Origin of the sequence: Nocardiopsis sp. NPDC058631, assembly GCF_042716955.1 — a bacterium.
GTDB lineage: Bacteria > Actinomycetota > Actinomycetes > Streptosporangiales > Streptosporangiaceae > Nocardiopsis.
On record NZ_JBHXQY010000003.1, the window covers coordinates 54065 to 69860 of the forward strand.

At 73.6% G+C, this 15796-nt stretch carries 14 protein-coding genes; 5 read left to right on the forward strand and 9 right to left on the reverse strand.

Annotated elements, in window-relative coordinates:
- Positions 1-3 precede the first annotated feature (3 nt).
- Together pcaB and pcaD are read left to right on the forward strand one after the other, a co-directional pair.
- A complete protein-coding gene (pcaB, locus tag ACFWTE_RS02185; RefSeq protein WP_378777080.1) occupies positions 4-1434 on the forward strand; it encodes a 3-carboxy-cis,cis-muconate cycloisomerase in 1431 nt (476 codons plus the stop codon).
- A complete protein-coding gene (gene pcaD / locus ACFWTE_RS02190; RefSeq protein WP_378777082.1) occupies positions 1424-2557 on the forward strand; it encodes a 3-oxoadipate enol-lactonase in 1134 nt (377 codons plus the stop codon). Before pcaB ends, pcaD begins: the two co-directional genes overlap by 11 nt.
- Before the next feature lie 63 nt (positions 2558-2620).
- On the opposite strand, the gene ACFWTE_RS02195 is transcribed toward pcaD, so the two are convergent.
- From ACFWTE_RS02195 to ACFWTE_RS02225, 7 genes are all read right to left on the reverse strand, one after another.
- Positions 2621-3460 (reverse strand): SAM-dependent methyltransferase, encoded by an 840-nt coding sequence (locus tag ACFWTE_RS02195; RefSeq protein WP_378777084.1) that lies wholly within the window; start codon positions 3458-3460, stop codon positions 2621-2623.
- A gap of 394 nt (positions 3461-3854) precedes the next feature.
- Positions 3855-4616, reverse strand: a complete 762-nt coding sequence (locus ACFWTE_RS02200) for a hypothetical protein (RefSeq protein ID WP_378777086.1) — start codon at positions 4614-4616, stop codon at positions 3855-3857.
- A complete protein-coding gene (locus ACFWTE_RS02205; protein WP_378777088.1) occupies positions 4613-7621 on the reverse strand; it encodes an SNF2-related protein in 3009 nt (1002 codons plus the stop codon). Before ACFWTE_RS02205 ends, ACFWTE_RS02200 begins: the two co-directional genes overlap by 4 nt.
- 171 nt (positions 7622-7792) lie before the next feature.
- Positions 7793-7966 carry a DUF397 domain-containing protein gene (locus ACFWTE_RS02210; RefSeq protein WP_378777090.1) on the reverse strand — a complete coding sequence of 58 codons (174 nt, stop codon included), beginning with the start codon at positions 7964-7966 and terminating at the stop codon, positions 7793-7795.
- A 47-nt stretch (positions 7967-8013) separates the two neighbouring features.
- Entirely contained in the window at positions 8014-8529 is a 516-nt protein-coding gene (locus tag ACFWTE_RS02215) for a flavoprotein (protein ID WP_378777092.1), read from the reverse strand.
- A 193-nt stretch (positions 8530-8722) separates the two neighbouring features.
- A complete protein-coding gene (locus tag ACFWTE_RS02220; RefSeq protein ID WP_378777094.1) occupies positions 8723-10129 on the reverse strand; it encodes an MFS transporter in 1407 nt (468 codons plus the stop codon).
- A gap of 6 nt (positions 10130-10135) precedes the next feature.
- Positions 10136-10960, reverse strand: a complete 825-nt coding sequence (locus tag ACFWTE_RS02225; protein WP_378777096.1) for a glycerophosphodiester phosphodiesterase family protein — start codon at positions 10958-10960, stop codon at positions 10136-10138.
- 295 nt (positions 10961-11255) lie between these two features.
- Between ACFWTE_RS02225 and ACFWTE_RS02230 the strand changes: the two genes are divergently transcribed.
- On the forward strand, positions 11256-11714 hold the full coding sequence (locus ACFWTE_RS02230) for an Rv3235 family protein (protein WP_378777098.1): 459 nt from the start codon (positions 11256-11258) through the stop codon (positions 11712-11714).
- A gap of 96 nt (positions 11715-11810) precedes the next feature.
- On the opposite strand, the gene ACFWTE_RS02235 is transcribed toward ACFWTE_RS02230, so the two are convergent.
- Both ACFWTE_RS02235 and ACFWTE_RS02240 read right to left on the reverse strand, forming a co-directional pair.
- Entirely contained in the window at positions 11811-12269 is a 459-nt protein-coding gene (locus tag ACFWTE_RS02235) for an ABC transporter permease (RefSeq protein ID WP_378777100.1), read from the reverse strand.
- Positions 12259-12660 carry an AAA family ATPase gene (locus ACFWTE_RS02240; protein WP_378777102.1) on the reverse strand — a complete coding sequence of 134 codons (402 nt, stop codon included), beginning with the start codon at positions 12658-12660 and terminating at the stop codon, positions 12259-12261. The genes ACFWTE_RS02235 and ACFWTE_RS02240 overlap by 11 nt, the downstream gene beginning before the upstream one ends.
- Between ACFWTE_RS02240 and ACFWTE_RS02245 the strand changes: the two genes are divergently transcribed.
- Positions 12652-13257 (forward strand): TetR/AcrR family transcriptional regulator, encoded by a 606-nt coding sequence (locus ACFWTE_RS02245; RefSeq protein WP_378777104.1) that lies wholly within the window; start codon positions 12652-12654, stop codon positions 13255-13257. The two genes, ACFWTE_RS02240 and ACFWTE_RS02245, sit on opposite strands and share 9 nt — an antisense overlap.
- Before the next feature lie 266 nt (positions 13258-13523).
- A complete protein-coding gene (locus tag ACFWTE_RS02250; protein ID WP_378777106.1) occupies positions 13524-15422 on the forward strand; it encodes a S9 family peptidase in 1899 nt (632 codons plus the stop codon).
- The last annotated feature ends 374 nt before the right edge of the window (positions 15423-15796 follow it).

The window sequence follows — 15796 nt, forward strand, 5'->3', positions numbered from 1 at the left end:
TCCATGACCGGCCTGTTCGACGGTGTCCTCAACCACGGCTCCGTGGCGGGGGCCACCGACGACACCGCCTGGCTCCAGGCGCTCCTCGACGTGGAGGCGGCCCTCGCGCACGCCCTCGCCGACACCGGGGGCCTCGCGCGGGCCCGGGCGGAGGGCATCGCCGCCGCCTGCACCGCGGACCGCTACGACCCGGCCGGGCTCGGGCGGGCCGCCGCGGGCGGCGGCAACCCGGTGATCCCCCTGGTCAAGGAGCTCACGGGGCACGTCCGCGCCGTCGACCCCGACGCCGCCCGCCACGTGCACCGCGGCGCCACCAGCCAGGACGTCATGGACACCGCCGCCATGCTGGTCGCCCGGCGCGCGGGCGAGGTCATCCTCACCGACCTGCGGGGGCTCGCCGACGAGTTCCGCGACCTCGCCGGGACGCACCGCGCCACGCCCATGCCGGGCCGCACCCTGCTCCAGCAGGCCCTGCCCACGACCTTCGGGGCCGTCGCCGCCGGATGGGCCAACGGGCTGGCCGAGGCAGCCGACCAGCTCGAACACGTGCTCGCCCACCGCCTGGCCGTGCAGCTCGGCGGCGCCGTTGGCACCCTGGCCTCCCTGGGCCGGGACGGCCCCGCCGTCACCGCGGCACTGGCCGCGCGCCTGGACCTGGCCGAGCCCGTCCTGCCCTGGCACACCGAGCGCGGCCGGATCGCCGAACTCGCCGCAGCCCTGGGCCGGATCTGCGGCGCCGCGGGCACCGCCGCCCAGGACGTCGTCCTGCTCACCCAGACCGAGGTCGGCGAACTGGTCGAGGACGGCGGTCCCGGGGTCGGCGGATCCTCGACCCTGCCGCACAAGCGCAACCCCGTCGCGGCCGTCAGCGCGCTGGCCTGCGCCCGCCAGGCACCGGGGCTCGTCGCGAACCTGTTCGCCGCCCAGGTCCAGGAACACCAGCGCGCGGCCGGCAGCTGGCACGCGGAGTGGCTGCCCCTCACCGACCTGCTCCGCCGCACCGGCGGTGCCGTGGCCTGGCTGCGTACCAGCGCCTCCCGGCTGAGGGTCGTCCCCGAGCGGATGCGCGCCAACCTCGACGCCACCGGGGGACTGGCCCTGTCCGAGCGCGTCACCACCGACCTCGCACCCGAACTCGGACGTATGGACGCCCACCGCCTGGTCGCCGACGCCTGCCGGGAGTCGGTGTCCTCCGGACGCGACCTGGCCGACGTCCTCACCGCGCGCCTCGACGGAGTCCGCACCCGGGACAGGATCCTCGCGCTGCTGGACCCCTCCGGTTACCTGGGCGCGGCGACGGTGTTCGCCGACCGGGTCACCGGGGCCCGGACGGGCGGGGGCGCCGGAGCGGCCACCGCCCCCGGGCGGCCGGCGACGGGGACGGAGCCCGACACCGAACACACGAACAACGGAGAGCGGACCCATGAGCGTTGACCTGCACCACGTCGAGAGCGGCCCCGCCGACGCGCCGCCGCTGCTGCTCGGGGGGTCCCTCGGTGCCACGGCGCACATGTGGGAACCACAGGTCGAGGCGCTGTCCACCGTCTTCAGGGTGATCCGCTTCGACCACCGCGGACACGGACTCTCACCCGTCCCCGCCGGCCCCTACTCGATGGCCGACCTGGGAGGCGACGTCGTCGCCCTGATGGACCGGCTGGGCATCGGCCGCGCCCACTACGCGGGCCTGTCCATCGGAGGCATGGTCGGCCAGTGGCTGGCGGTCCACCATCCCGAACGGATCGACCACCTCGCACTGCTGGCCACCTCCCCGTTCATGGGCCCGGCCGGGAACTGGCGGGACAGGGCCGCCCTGGTGCGCGACCAGGGCACCGCCGCGGTGGCCGACTCCGTCGTGGAACGCTGGTTCACCCCCGGCTTCACCCGGGACAACCCCCACGACGTCGCCCGGCTGCGCGGCCAGATCGCCGCCACCGACCCCGAGGGGTACGCGGGGTGCTGCCAGGCGATCGAGACCTACGACCTGCGCGACGACCTCCACCGCGTCACCGCCCCGACCCTGGTCCTGGCGGGCGCCGACGACCCCTCCACCCCGCCGGCGGGCCATGCCGAACTCATCGCCGGGCGCGTCCAGCACGCCCGCCTGGTGGTGCTGGACGACGCCGCGCACCTGCTGTCCTGGCAGCAGGCCGCCAAGGTGAACACGCTCCTCACCCAGCACTTCGCCTCCGCCGACCGCTACGCGTCGGGGATGCGGGTGCGCCGCGGCGTGCTGGGCGACGCGCACGTGGACCGGGCCCAGGCGCGCACGACCGGGTTCACCGAGCCGTTCCAGGACCTGATCACCCGCTACGCGTGGGGGGAGGTCTGGACCCGTCCGGGGCTGGACCGGCGCACCCGCAGCTGCATGGTGCTCACCGCCCTGGTCGCCCACGGCCACTGGGACGAGGTGGCCATGCACGTGCGCGCCGCGCTGCGCAACGGACTGACCCCCGACGAGATCGGCGAGGTGTTCCTCCAGGCGGCCGTCTACTGCGGCGTTCCCGCCGCGAACAAGGCGTTCGCCGTCGCCCAGAAGGTCTTCGCCGAGGACGCCTGAGCGCACACGTCCCCGCGCCGTGGGGCGCGGGGACGTGTGCGCCGTCCGGTGGAGCGGCCCCGGTCAGCGCTTGAAGGCGACCCCGGCCAGCTCCCACAGCTTCACCGCGGGGTCGTCCGGGCGCGACCGGGGACCCACGTCGGGGTGGCGCCAGGAGGCGCAGTCCACGGCGCGGGGCCCGCCATCGTCGCGCCCGTCGTTCCACGGGCTGGCCAGTTCGAGGCCCTGGAAGACGACGGAGGCCTCCTCGGGGCTGCGAACCCGGCCCCACGGGGTGCCGAAGGAGTGGATCTTGTCGGTCAGCCACGCTGCCGAGGCCGGGTCGTCGGAGACGATGTGGGAGAAGATGACGCAGGACCCCGGCGCGAGCCGGTCCACCAGCCTGTGCACCATGCCGAACGGGTCGTCATGGTCCGGTAGGCAGTGCAGCAGGGACACCAGCATCACGCACACGGGCAGGTCGGTGTCGATCAGCCGCTGCGTCTCGGGCGCATGGAGGATCCGGTCGGTGTCCCGGATGTCCGCCAGCAGGAAAGCCGTCTCCGCGCTGTCGTTGATCAGCGCCCGGCCGTGCGCGAGCACGATGGGGTCGTGGTCGACGTAGACCACCCGGGCGCCGGGGTTGGCGCGCTGCGCCGCGTGGTGGGTGTTGTTGGCGGTGGGGAGCCCCGCTCCCAGGTCCAGGAACTGCTCCACGCCCTGGGCGGCCACGTACTCGACGGCCCGGGAGAGGTAGGCGCGGTTGTCGTTCGCGAAGGAGACGAGTTCGGGCGTGCCCTTCGCGAGTACTTCGCAGGCCTTCCGGTCCGCCTCGAAGTTGTCCTTGCCGCCCAGCAGGTAGTCGTACATGCGCGCGATGCTGGGGGTTTCCATGTCGATGTCCGGGGGGAAGCGCTCTGCCATCAGATGTGTGGGGCTGTACCCGGCCCGCGGACCGGGTAGAGGGGGCCCCTGCCTCCTTCTTCGTCGTGTACGCGTACCCGTCGGCCCGCTCGCGCGGTCCGAGACGGCGGTGAAGGGTCCCCGTGGCGGGGGTTCCGGGCGCGGAGCCGCCGGTGCTCCGGGACGGGCCGTCGGCCCGGCGTGGATCTGGGCCGCCATCGGTCACCTCCCCCGTTCTTCCCGCGTGAGCGCGCCGATCGCCGGTCTGTGCGCGAATTCCCGCCTCTGGGGGCGAGGGCCCGCCTTTCGGCGGGAGATCCGCGCAGCGATCTTCAGGCGAATAGTAACCGCGATTCGTCGTGCTTACCGGCGTTTTCCGAAGGAAAGAGGAAAGTGTGTATCGGCGGTCGAACGCTCATGTTCCGGGGCGGCCGAACCCGGGCAGTTCGTCGGCCACGAGCCCGGGGGCGGAGGCCCTGACGCGCTCACCCGCACCGCTCGGCGGGACCGGCGGGGGCGGGATCGCGGGCGCGGACCAGAACACGGCCGCCGAGTCACCGGCGGCGTCCGGTGAGGGCTGGGGGAACGGGTGCGAGGACGGGGAGGTGTCCCGGTCGGCACCGTCGTACGACGCTTCCGCGCTGTTCTCGTAAAATGTCTCCTCTGTCGCCGAAAGTCCTTTTATGGCGGTGGGGGAAAGCGACCTGACCCGGGCCACCAGGGCACGCCGCTCACAGCCGAGCCACCGGGTCAGCGCGAACGGGTCCCGGTCGGCCTCCACGCCCAGGGCCGCCACGGCGGCGTCCAGGTGGACGCACCTGGACTCCCACCGCTCACACGAGCACGTGGCCACCAGCGCGTCCCAGCTCCGTGGCACCAGGTCCCACCCCAGCAGGGCGAACACGCGGTCGACCGCCACGGGCAGCTCCTCCGCCAGGATCCGGGCCCGGAACACGGGCTGGGAGGCCAGCGCGGCGCACACGCGCTCCCACTCGGCCTCGGGCGGCACCGGTCGGATCAGGCTCACCTCGTGCACGCCCCCGCGGCCACCGGCGCCCCGGACCCGCGCCGCCACCTCCCCGGGGCGCACCGACAGCCGCTCCACCGCGGCACCCGCGCCGGGCGCCCCGGCGGTCACCTCCAGGTACTCGGTGAGAAGGCCCGACCACGTGCTCATCCGGCCACCGCCTCCGGAGCCAGCCGCACGACCTCCCGCAGGTCCTCCACCGACAGCGATGCCAGCCACTGCTCCCCGGTGGCGACCGCGCTGTCGGCGAGCGCGCTCTTGCGTTCGATCATCTCGTCCACCCGCTCCTCGACCGTACCCACGCACACCAGCTTGCGGACCTGGACGTCCCGCCGCTGCCCGATGCGGAACGCGCGGTCGGTGGCCTGGTTCTCGACCGCCGGGTTCCACCACCGGTCCACGTGCACGACGTGGTTGGCCGCCGTCAGGTTCAGTCCCGTCCCGGCCGCCTTGAGCGAGAGCAGGAACACCGCCGGCCCCTCCATGGTCTGGAAGCGCCGGGTCATCTCCTCCCGTGCGCCGCGCGAGGTGCCGCCGTGCAGCCACAGCACCGGGACCCCCAGGCGGGAGCGCAGGTAGGGTTCCAGCCGGTCACCGAACCGCGCGTACTGGGTGAAGCACAGTGCTTTGTCGCCCTCGGCCACGGCCTCGCCCAGGATCGCCTCCAACCGGTCGAGCTTGCCCGAGCGGCCCGCCAGGGCCGAACCGTCCCCGAGGAACTGGGCCGGGTGGTTGCAGATCTGCTTGAGCCGCGACATGGTCGCCAGGACCAGGCCCTTGCGCTCCTTCTCGGTGGCCTCCGCCATCCGCTCCGCCATCTCGTCGACCACGGCCTTGTACAACGAGGCCTGCTCCGGGGTGAGGGTGCACCAGGTGCGCATCTCCATCTTCTCGGGCAGGTCGGCGATGATCGACCGGTCGGTCTTGAGGCGGCGCAGCACGAACGGGCCGGTCATCCGGCGTACCAGCCCGGTGTCGGGCCCGTCCTCACCGGTGACGGCCTGTTCGAACGCGGCCGCGGTCCCCAGCAGGCCGGGGTTGGCGAAGTCCATGATCGACCACAGCTCGCCCAGGTTGTTCTCCACCGGTGTGCCGGTGAGCGCGATACGCGTGGTCGAGGGCAGGGAGCGCACCGCCGCGGCCTGGCGGGTCCCGTGGTTCTTGAGCGCCTGGGCCTCGTCGCACACGATCCGGTGCCAGGGCATGCCGGAGAGCTCGTCGGAGTCACGGGTGACCACGCCGTAGGTGGTCACCACCAGGTCGCAGCCGCCCACCAGGCGGGCCAGCGCGTTGCCGGTCGGCCGGTCCGGTCCGTGGTGGACGTGCACCCGCAGGCCGGGCGCGAACCGCTCCGCCTCGCGCCGCCAGTTGCCCACCAGCGACACCGGGCACACCAGCAGGGTGGGGCCGGCCGCGGGGTCGCGGAGGCGCTCGTCGGTGAGCAGGGCGAGCAGCTGCACGGTCTTGCCCAGGCCCATGTCGTCGGCGAGGACCGCGCCCAGCCCGAGGTCACCGAGGAAGCGGAGCCAGGCCGACCCCCGGTCCTGGTAGGGGCGCAGCGACCCCTCGAAGCCCGCAGGGGTCCCCATGGGGCGGGGCTCCGCCTTGGCCCCGCCGTCCAGCAGGGCACCCAGCGGGCCCTCGGCGACCACGTCTCCCACGGGCAGGGGGGCGGTGCCCGCCACACCGAGGGCCGTGCGCAGCGCCTCGTCGGTGCGCATGCGGTGGCCGCCGCGTCGGGTGACCAGGTCCAGGGCGGCGGCGACACGGTCGGGGTCCATCTCCATCCAGCGACCCCGCACGCGCACCAGGGACCGCTTGAGACGGGCCAGTTCGGCGAGTTCGGCCAGCTCGTCCTCGGACAGGGGGGCGGCCTCCGCGCCCGCGTCGGTCCCCGTTCCGCGCAGGAGGGCCTCGAAGGACACGTTGACCAGGTCGGAGGGGCTCACGCCGCCCTTGCCCCGGCGCCGCTGGGTCCCGGCCTCCTCCACCGTCACGCGCAGGCCGAGTGCGCGGCGACCGCTCCACTCGGGGAGGACCACCGCGAACCCGGCGCCCGTCAGCCGGGGCGCGGCCTCGGAGACGAACTCCTGGGCGTCCTCGGTGGTGAGCAGCAGCCGGGCGGGGGCCAGGTCGCGCAGGGCGCGCCGCAGGCGGGGGTAGTGGCGGGCGGCGCGGGCGAGGTCGGAGAGGGCCGTGGTGCCCACGTCGGCGGGGAGCCGGGCGGTGCCCTCGCCCAGCCAGACCTGTTCCAGGGGCAGGCGCAGCCCGGGGTCGGAGACCGAGCGGACCCAGAACTCGACCGACCAGGGGTCGCCGGGCCCGGGTTCGCGCAGGACGAGGAGGAGGGTGGCGCGTCCCGCGCCGCGCAGCCGGGCGCGCCAGTCCCGGAGGGGGCCGCGCAGGCGGTCGGCGGTATCGGGGTCCACGCCGGGGTGCGGGCCGGTGAGGGCGGCGGCGAGATGCTGCCCGGGGGTGGCCGGGGCCTCGGCGCGGTCCGCGACGGCGCGGTCGTCGCCCCCGGGCGGGCGGTGGCGGGGCCGGACGGCCAGGCGGCGGGCGACCGCGTCGGTGAGGAGTTCGAGGGGGGCGAGTACGCAGGAGCGTGCGGCGCGGTCCGCGGTCCCACCGGGCATGTGGGCGCGGGCGGAGGCGGGAAGCGCGGCGGTGAGCGCGGACAGGTGCTCCTCGGCCCAGTCCGTGGGGGCGGGGCGCCAGCGCGCGCGGGGAGGGCTCCCGACCAGGTCGGGGAGGACGCAGCCGGAGGTGACGAGCTGCTCGGCGAAGTCCCGGACGGCCGCCAGGTGGGCGAGGGACGGGCCGGCCAGCGCGGGGGGAAGGGCGGCCAGGAAGGCGTCGGCCCCGGCAGGGGACAGGCGGAGCGCGGGGACGCTCCAGGGGTGGAAGGCGGCCGGTTCGCCGTCGGAGGCCGTGGAGGGCAAGGGGGCGCGGGTGTCGCCGGGGAGGGTGAGTTCGAGGTCCAGGGGGCGGGCCGCCCCGGTGCCCGGGAGGGCGCGCAGTTCGGCGGGTGAGGCGGCGAACGGGTGCGGTCGCGGGGGCCGGGGCCCGTCGCCGCCGTCCCCGCGGGGAGGTGCGCCGGTCTCCCCCCAGACGGCCAGCGCGTCCCCGATCCACACGCCGTGCACGACCCGCACAGCACCTCCCGCGTTCCCCGTTGCCTGTCGGCCCCAGTATCCAGGTGCCCACCGACAGCCTGGGACGCGGTGCCCGGCGGCGGACCGGACCCCGTCCGGGTGCGCCAGGCTTCTGCGGCGGCCTCTCCTCCGGGGCCTGCCGGGTGCCGGGCGCCGCCGTCTCCGTCGCGGTCAGCGCCTCGTCGTGCCCAGGAACGCCGTCCACTCCCGGTGGGGGACGTCGAGGTGGCCTTCGTGGGGGTTGCGGGAGTCGCGGATGGCGGTGCCGGTGGGCAGGTCCGCCACCTCCACACAGTTCTCCGAGCGGGAGCTGTGGCTGGACTTGGAGAATTCGAGTTCGCTCATCCCCGTGGTGTACCCGTTCGCGGCGCGGCCGCGGTGTCCGATTCCGGTCAGGGGCCCGCCTGGGCGCCCACCGTGCGCACGAGCTCCTCCCAGCTGGGAAGCCCTGTGCCGCCGGGTGCGTCGGTGCCGTGCACGAGGGTGACGGAGGGGATCGACGCGAGGGTGTCGAGGCTGCGCCGGAACGCAGGATGCGAGGCGAGCTGCGGTTTGCAGCTGGGGGCCACCACGGTGGGCACCGCGTAGCCGACCATCTCGCACAGCAGCCCGATCGCGAAGTTGTCGGCGTGGCCGTTCGCGAACTTGTTGGTGCTGTTGAAGGTGAGCGGGCAGGCGAGCACCAGGTCGGGCGGTGGAAGGGACCTGCCGGTCCCCGGCATCCGGTACTCCACCCGGACCGGTTGCCCGGTCAGCCGTTCCAGTTCGCCCGGGTCGTGGAACCTGCGCCCCAGGGGAGTGGACAGGCAGACGACGGACCAGCCGTCCGCCTGGAGGCGCCGGACGAGGTCCGGCGCGCCCTCGGGGGCGGATGCGGCCGAGACGACGAGGTAGAGGGATTTCGCCATGACGGCAGTGTAGGCGCGGGGTCGTACGGGGTGGGGGAGTGCCGGGGGTGGCGCCCGCCCGGCACTCCGCCGCGGTCGGGGCGCGTGGTCACCCCTGCCCGGTGACAGCATGAATCTACGCCGTAAAGGTGGCCGTTCCGAAAAAGCACGACGGGCCCCGGCTCGGAACCGGGGCCCGTCGACAGGGGCAGGGTCACAGGTTCTTCGGCACCTCGTTGCCGACCGCGATGATCCCTTCCCGCATGCGCGTCCGCCACAGCAGGACGCCGCCGAGGAGGAAGAACGCGATGAGGGACAGGATCGCCACCCGGTACCCGCCGGTCAGGGACACCGCGATCGTCACGGTCAGCGATCCCAGGAACGTGGACCCCCGGTCCGAGATCTGGAAGAGGCTGAAGTACTCCGCCTCCTTGCCCTTCGGGATGAGCTGGGAGTACATCGACCTCGCCAGCGACTGCGTGCCGCCCAGCACCAGGCCGATGCCGACCCCCATGGCCAGGAACAGCGGCACGTTCCCCACCGGCAGGAAGTACGCCGCCGCGACCAGCGCGCCCCACACGACGAGGGAGGCCAGGACCGTGTTCTTCGTGCCGAGGAAACGGGCGACCCATCCGGTCAGGAACGCGCCCCCGAAGGCCACGAACTGGATCACGAGGATCGTGACGATGAGGATGTCCTGCTGCAGCCCGAGGTCCTGGGTCGCGAACGGCGCCGCGTAGCGGATCGCCGCCTGCACCCCGTCGTTGAAGAAGATGAAGGCCAGCAGGAAGAGGATCGTGTTCGGGTACCTGCGCATGTCCTTGAGCGTGTGCCCGAACTCGCGGATCGAACCTCCGACCCGGGGCCGGCCCCGCCCGCGCGCGGCCAGCGCCCCGAACCGGTTGCGCAGCGGCCTGATCGCCAGGACGGTGAAGCCCGCCCACCAGAGACCGCAGGAGGCGAACGCGATCCGCGCGGCGTCGTCCGCACCGATCCCCAGCGAGTCGGCGCTGACCACCAGGCCCAGGTGCACGGCCAGCAGGATCGCACCGCCCAGGTAGCCGATGCCCCACCCGGTCACCGACACGCGGTCGCGCTCGTCGGAGGTGGAGATCTCGGGCAGGAACGCGTTGTACACCACGATCGAGAGGCCGTACAGCAGGTTCGCCAGCACGAACAGCAGCGACGCGAGCAGGTAGCCGTCGGTGGCGAAGTACAGCCCGACCGTGCACAGCGACCCGGTGAGGGCCAGCCAGAACAGCCACCGCTTCTTGTGGCGGGACTGGTCGACCATCGCGCCGAGGACCGGCAGGCAGATGATCTGCAGCAGGATGGCGACCGTGGTCAGCGCGGGGTAGAGCGCGTTCGGGTGCAGGGTGAGCAGGTCCAGCCCGAGCGGGGCGATGGTCAGCGAGGGGTCCAGGCAGGACGCGGCGTCGGGTGCCCCCGCCGACGCGCAGGCCAGGTTGCTCAGGTAGGGGCCGATCAGGACCGTGACCACCGAGGTGATGAACACCGAGTTGGCCCAGTCGTACAGGTACCAGCCGCGCTGCTCGCGTCTGCGCTGTGCCGGGTCGTTGGAGGGGGCGTTGTCGGCCGCCGCCTCCGTGGGGTTGCCCATGGGGGATTATCCGTCCTGGAGGGTTCTGGTGGTGCCTCTGGTGTTGTCCGTCCACTGGCCCCGGCTGACGAGGAGCTGTTTGAGCGCGGTGGTGTTGTCGGTGACGATGCCGTCCACGCCCGCGTCGAGCAGGCGCTCCATCACGTGGGGCTCGTTGACGGTCCACACGTGCACCTGGATGCCCAGGCGGTGGGCGGTGTGGATGAGGTCCCGGCTGAGCACGGGGAAGGAGCCCTGCCGCAGGGGGATCTGGGCGCACACGGGGGCGCGGCTCGCCAGGGGGCGCAGCAGCGGGGCCAGGGAGGCGACGCGCAGCCGGACCACGTCCACGGGGCCGCAGGAGGTGGCGACGGGCCGGTCGAGGAGTCGCCGGGCCAGGTCCAGGCGCCGCTGGTCGAAGGAGCCCACGCACACGCGGTCCCAGGCGCCGGTGCGGCGCAGGACCCTGAGGAGGGGGAGGACGGCGGCGTCGGCCTTCAGGTCGATGTTGAACCGCGCGGTGGGCCAGGAACCGAGCAGGTCCTCCAGGAGCGGCACGGGTTCGCGTCCGCCCACGCGGGCGCGGGAGACCTCGCTGAAGGGCAGTTCGCCGATGGCGCCCCCGCTGTCGGTGGTGCGGTCCAGCGTCCGGTCGTGGAAGGCCATGAGGACGCCGTCGCTGGTGGCGTGGACGTCCGTCTCCAGGTAGGTGTAGCCGAGGTCGACGGCGTGCTGGAAGGCCACCGCCGTGTTCTCCAGTTCGGTGCTGCGCACGCCCTGGTCGTCGGTGAGCCATCCGCCCCGGTGGGCGAGGGCCACGGGCACGGGGGAGGAAAGGTACGCGTGAGTCACGTCTTGCAGTATGCCTGCTGCGGGGTGCGGCGCGCCCGCCGCAGTTCCGCGGCTGAGAGGGCGGGAAACCTGGAATGCCCGGTGGCGCGGGCGGTGTGCGGAGCGCTCTGTGGAGGGTGAAGCCGGACGTCATCCTCTCCGAAGGGACCCGTTCATGTCGTACTCCCCTCCTTGTCACCGCTGCCCGCTCCCGGAGTGCCGCCGCGGCCCGTCCGTCCGCTCGGGGGCCGCCCGCCGGCAGGAAGGCCCTCGCCGTGCCCCGGGGCCGGAGCGGTCCTTGGCCGGGCGCCGACCTTTGACCGGGGGAGAGCGTCCGGCGCGGACCCCGGCCCGTGCTCCGCTCCGCGGCGGACCGGTGGGGCGGTGCGGAGCGCCGCTGCTCGCGGGGCACCGTACGCCCGGCGACGTTCACCTGCTGGCCCAGCGGTTGGCGGAGGTCCTGGTCGGGCGCCGCGCGCCGGAGGTGCTGCGGGATCAGTTGGCGGTCCCGGTGCGCGAGGAGCTGCGCCGTCTGCGTGGGGCGATCCCCTGTGGGCTGGCCCCCCGCCTGTCCCGGGTGTTCCACCAGGCGGTGGACGACGGGGGGACGGGCGCCGCGGGGGTGGAGGCGAGTGCGGTGATCGGCTGTGAGCGGCGGTCCCGGGTGTTCGCGTTCAGGGCGCGGTGGGAGGAGGGGCGGTGGGTGTGCACCCGGTTGGAGACCGACAGCGCGGCACGGAGCCGGAGCGGGGTACCGGTGGTGCGGTCTCCGTGAGCGGTGTCCGTGTTGGTGGGTGCGGGGTCGTCCTGGTGTGCGGCCCGCGCCCACCGGGCGCCCCTCGCTGCGCCTCGGCGCTCGTGGGGTGTCGGCCTATCCCCGCGGTTCGCTCAGGCCCCGGCTTATGCGGAGGCAGGCCAGCGCCCCCGCCACGACGGCGACGGCCATGAGGACGAGAGCCGCCTGCACGACGGTGCCGGACTCCCCCGCGACCGCGGCCTTGAGCATGGCCACCGCCCAGTAGCCGGGGGAGATCGGCGCGATGGTCTGCGCCCAGGCGGGCATCATCGCGATCGGGGCCAGGGCTCCGCCCAGGGCGCTCACGGTCAGGGCGCCGATGTCGCAGACGGCCGCGAGTTCGCCGTGGCTGCGCACGACGCCGGCCAGGGCCACGCCGATGGCCAGCAGGGCGGCGGACCACACGCAGACCGCGAACAGGATCAGCGCGGGGGAGCCGGTGACGGGCATGTCCACGACCTGGGCTCCGAAGACGATGAGGATCATCTGCTGGACGACCAGCAGGAGCAGGCGGTGGGGGAGGTCAGTTCGCATGGGCCACCGCCTGGTAGAGGTCGTCGAGGGTGGGTTGGCGCAGGTCCACGGATCGGACGGGTTTGGTGGCCTCGACCAGCATCTGGGCCAGGGTGGTGGTGGGGTCGGTGGTGGGCACGCGCGCCTCCTCGTCGTCGAAGGAGAGCCGGACCTCTCCGGGCAGCCCGTGGATCAGCTCGCCGGCTTCGCCCCGGGCGATGATCCGCCCCTGGCGGGCGACGGCGATGCTGGCCCCCAGTTCGGTGAGTTCGGGGAGGTAGTGGGTGGTGTAGATGACTGTCGCTCCGGTGCGGGCGTGGTCGCGGACCACCTTCAGGAGGGACCGGCGGGTTTCGGGGTCCACGCCTGCGGTGGGCTCGTCCAGCAGCAGGAGGGCGGGTTTGTGGACCATGGCGGCTGCGGCCTGGCCGCCGCGCTGGGGCTCGCTGCCGTGTCGATGCGGGCGATCGGGGCCGAGGTCGGGTTGACGCCGATGGCCCTGTACGGGTACTTCGCGAGCAAGGACGACCTCCTGGACTGGCTGGTGGGCCGTGTACTGCGGGAGGTGCCGCGCCCCGACCCGGGGGCGCCCTGGCAGGAGCGGCTGGCCGAGAGCGCGCGGGGTGCCAGAACGGTGGCCCACCGCTACCCCCGGACGTTCCCGCTGCTGCTGAGCAGGCCCGTGGTCCTGGCCGAGGCGATGCGCGTGGTGGACCCCCTGTACGGAGCCCTGATGGAGGCGGGGGTCCCGGGCGGGCGGGTGGCCGCCTGGGAGCGGATGTTCAGCACCTTCGTGCTGGGGTTCGCGGTCTCGGAGGTGAGCGGCCGCTTCGGGGAGGGCAACCTGGGAACCCGGGAGCGCCGTGAGCGTCTGGAACCCGGGGAACTGCCGGCGCACGACCGACTGGGAGAGGTGCTGGATCTGCCCGTGGACTGGACCGCGGAGTTCGAGGAAGGGCTGGCGAGACTGCTGGCGATGATCAAGGAGGAGGGGCGAAGGGCGGGGTGAGGCCCCCTCACCCCGCCCGGAACGGCACGGCGGGTGACCGTGGGCCCCGCGTGGCACGCAGCGGGAAGCACCTGGATTTGCGGCTATGGGCGTCGATAGGGTCCTTCTGGGGTCGTCTCCGGATCGGAGCGGACCCCGTGTTCGAACGGTGGCGCCCACGTGGTCGCGCCGTACCTGGCATGCGGCGGCTCCGGACGACGGCGCCCCGCAAAGGGATTAAGGAGGGGGCGGCCGCGGCGTCCCCGCGCCGGGGCGGCCATCCGTGTATGAAACCTGCTGACATCGTCCACCTGCACAGCCTCAGCGTTCCGACCCTCTCACCGGACGGCCGGCGCGCGGTCTTCGCCCTCACCCGCCCGGACCTGGAGGAGGACGCCTACCTCGGTTCCCTGTGGTCGGTCCCCACCGACGGTTCGGCGCCGCCCGCCCGGCTCACCCGGGGCACCGGGGACAGCGGACCGGTGTTCTCCCCCGACGGGCGGTGGATCGCCTTCCTGCGCCTGGACGGGGACAAACACGCCCAGATCCACGTGCTGCCCGCCGACGGCGGCGAGCCCTGGAAGATCACGTCGCACCCCCTGGGCGCCGGAACGCCGTGCTGGAGCCCCGACTCCACCCGTGTCGCCTACACGGCCAGGGTCCCCGAGCCGAACCGGTACGTGGGCGTCGAGCCCGGCAAGGAGCCGCCCCGGCGCATCACCCGGGTCAGGTACCGCCTGGACGGCCTGGGGTTCACCAACGACCGGCGCTCGCACGTGTTCGTGTCCGCGCCGGTCGACGCCTCCGGAGAGGCGGGCGAGCCGGTCCAGGTGACCGGCGGCGACTTCGAGCACACCGACGTGGCCTGGCGGCCCGACGGCGCCGAGCTGCTGTTCGCCGCCGCGCGGCACGAGACGTGGGACACCGACCTGGTGCAGGACGTGTGGGCGTGCGCGCCGCAGGAGGGCGCGCAGGTGCGCCGGGTGACGGCGGGCAACCTGGACGCCTGGGGAGGCCGGTTCTCCGCGGACGGTTCGACGGTGTTCTTCGGCGGTGACGAGATCGGCCCCGGCCTTGACGACTTCGTGGGGCAGACGACCGGGGTGTGGTCGGTTCCGGCTGACGCCTCGGCGGAGCCGACGCGCCTGACGCCGGGGCAGGACCCGCGGATGGCGGGCCCCCTCCTGGTGGTGGCGGACGGACTGTTGGGCCTGGCGGAGAACCGGGGCGCGATGGACCTGGTGCTGGTGCCCTTCGGAGGCGGTGAGCCGCGGGTCGTCCTGGGTGACAAGGTGCAGGTCCAGTCGTTCGACAGCGCGGGCGGGGTGACGGTCGCCGTGGTCGCCGACGGGCGCACCAGCGGTGAGCTGGTGCTGGTGTCCGAGGACGGTGTCACGAGGCTCACGGGGTTCGCCCGGGAGCTGGACCCGCTGCCGATGGCGGAGCTGACGGCGCACGCGCCCGACGGGTATCCGGTGCACGGGTGGGTGACCGTCCCGGAGGGGGAGGGGCCGCACCCGGTGGTGCTGATGATCCACGGCGGCCCGTTCGCGCCCTACGGGCACCAGCTGTTCGACGAGACCCAGGTGCTCGCGGCCGCCGGGTACGCGGTGGTGATGTGCAACCCGCGCGGGTCCTCGGGGTACGGGCACGAGCACGGCCGGGCGATCATCGGCTCGGTGGGCGAGGTGAGCGCCGCCGACGTGCTCGCGTTCTTGGACGCGGCCCTGGAGGACGGGCGACTGGACTCCTCGCGGGTGGGCGTCATGGGCGGTTCGCACGGCGGATTCATGACGACCTGGATCACGGCGCACCACGGCGGGCGCTTCCGGGCGGCGATCAGCGAGCGGGCGGTCAACGCGATCGACAGCTTCCACGGCTCCTCCGACATCGGTTCCCTCTTCCCGGGGCCGCTGTACGGCGCGCCGCAGACGTGGGCGAAGGAGAGTCCGCTCACCTACGCGGACCAGATCGACGTGCCGTTCCTGATCATCCACTCCGAGGAGGACTGGCGGTGTCCGGTGGAGCAGGCCCAGCGCCTGTTCGTGGCGCTCAAGCTGCGCGGTCACGAGACGGAGATGCTGCTGTTCCCGGGTGAGGGCCACGAGCTGTCGAGGTCGGGGCTGCCCAGCCACCGGGTCGCGCGTTTCGAGGCGATCCTGGACTGGTGGCAGCGCCACATGTGATGTTCGTCGGGGGCGGGGGAGGACCCCGCCCCCTTCCCGAGGTTCTCGTGAGACACCTCACATTTCCTGGCCTTCTTGGCCGGGTTTTGGTGTGTTCCGAACGGGGATGCTGTGTGCCCGCTTCGTGGGAACGGGCGGGTTTTTGGCTCTGGTGTTATGGCCGTGCAGGTCAGAGGGTTGCCCAAGGCGAGGTAACGAAAGGGTCGCGCCCCGGTCTGGCCGTGGATTAGTGTTCCCTCAGGTCGGAACGCACCATGTGGTCACCATCAGGGTGACGGCGTCCGATTTCCGTCGCACCCCGCTCGCCAGCAGTCCTCTTCCCAGGAGCGGGGGCCACCGCAGAACGCCCGGCACACCTCCCGCGGTTGTCTCTC

Bases quoted from the DNA above. Each gene is read 5' to 3' on its own strand.
- pcaB (WP_378777080.1), top strand. From the start codon at position 4: ATGACCGGCCTGTTCGACGGTGTCCTCAACCACGGCTCCGTGGCGGGG.
- pcaD (WP_378777082.1), top strand. From the start codon at position 1,424: ATGAGCGTTGACCTGCACCACGTCGAGAGCGGCCCCGCCGACGCGCCG.
- ACFWTE_RS02195 (WP_378777084.1), bottom strand. From the start codon at position 3,460: ATGGCAGAGCGCTTCCCCCCGGACATCGACATGGAAACCCCCAGCATC.
- ACFWTE_RS02200 (WP_378777086.1), bottom strand. From the start codon at position 4,616: ATGAGCACGTGGTCGGGCCTTCTCACCGAGTACCTGGAGGTGACCGCC.
- ACFWTE_RS02210 (WP_378777090.1), bottom strand. From the start codon at position 7,966: ATGAGCGAACTCGAATTCTCCAAGTCCAGCCACAGCTCCCGCTCGGAG.
- ACFWTE_RS02215 (WP_378777092.1), bottom strand. From the start codon at position 8,529: ATGGCGAAATCCCTCTACCTCGTCGTCTCGGCCGCATCCGCCCCCGAG.
- ACFWTE_RS02220 (WP_378777094.1), bottom strand. From the start codon at position 10,129: ATGGGCAACCCCACGGAGGCGGCGGCCGACAACGCCCCCTCCAACGAC.
- ACFWTE_RS02235 (WP_378777100.1), bottom strand. From the start codon at position 12,269: ATGCGAACTGACCTCCCCCACCGCCTGCTCCTGCTGGTCGTCCAGCAG.
- ACFWTE_RS02240 (WP_378777102.1), bottom strand. From the start codon at position 12,660: ATGGTCCACAAACCCGCCCTCCTGCTGCTGGACGAGCCCACCGCAGGC.
- ACFWTE_RS02250 (WP_378777106.1), top strand. From the start codon at position 13,524: ATGAAACCTGCTGACATCGTCCACCTGCACAGCCTCAGCGTTCCGACC.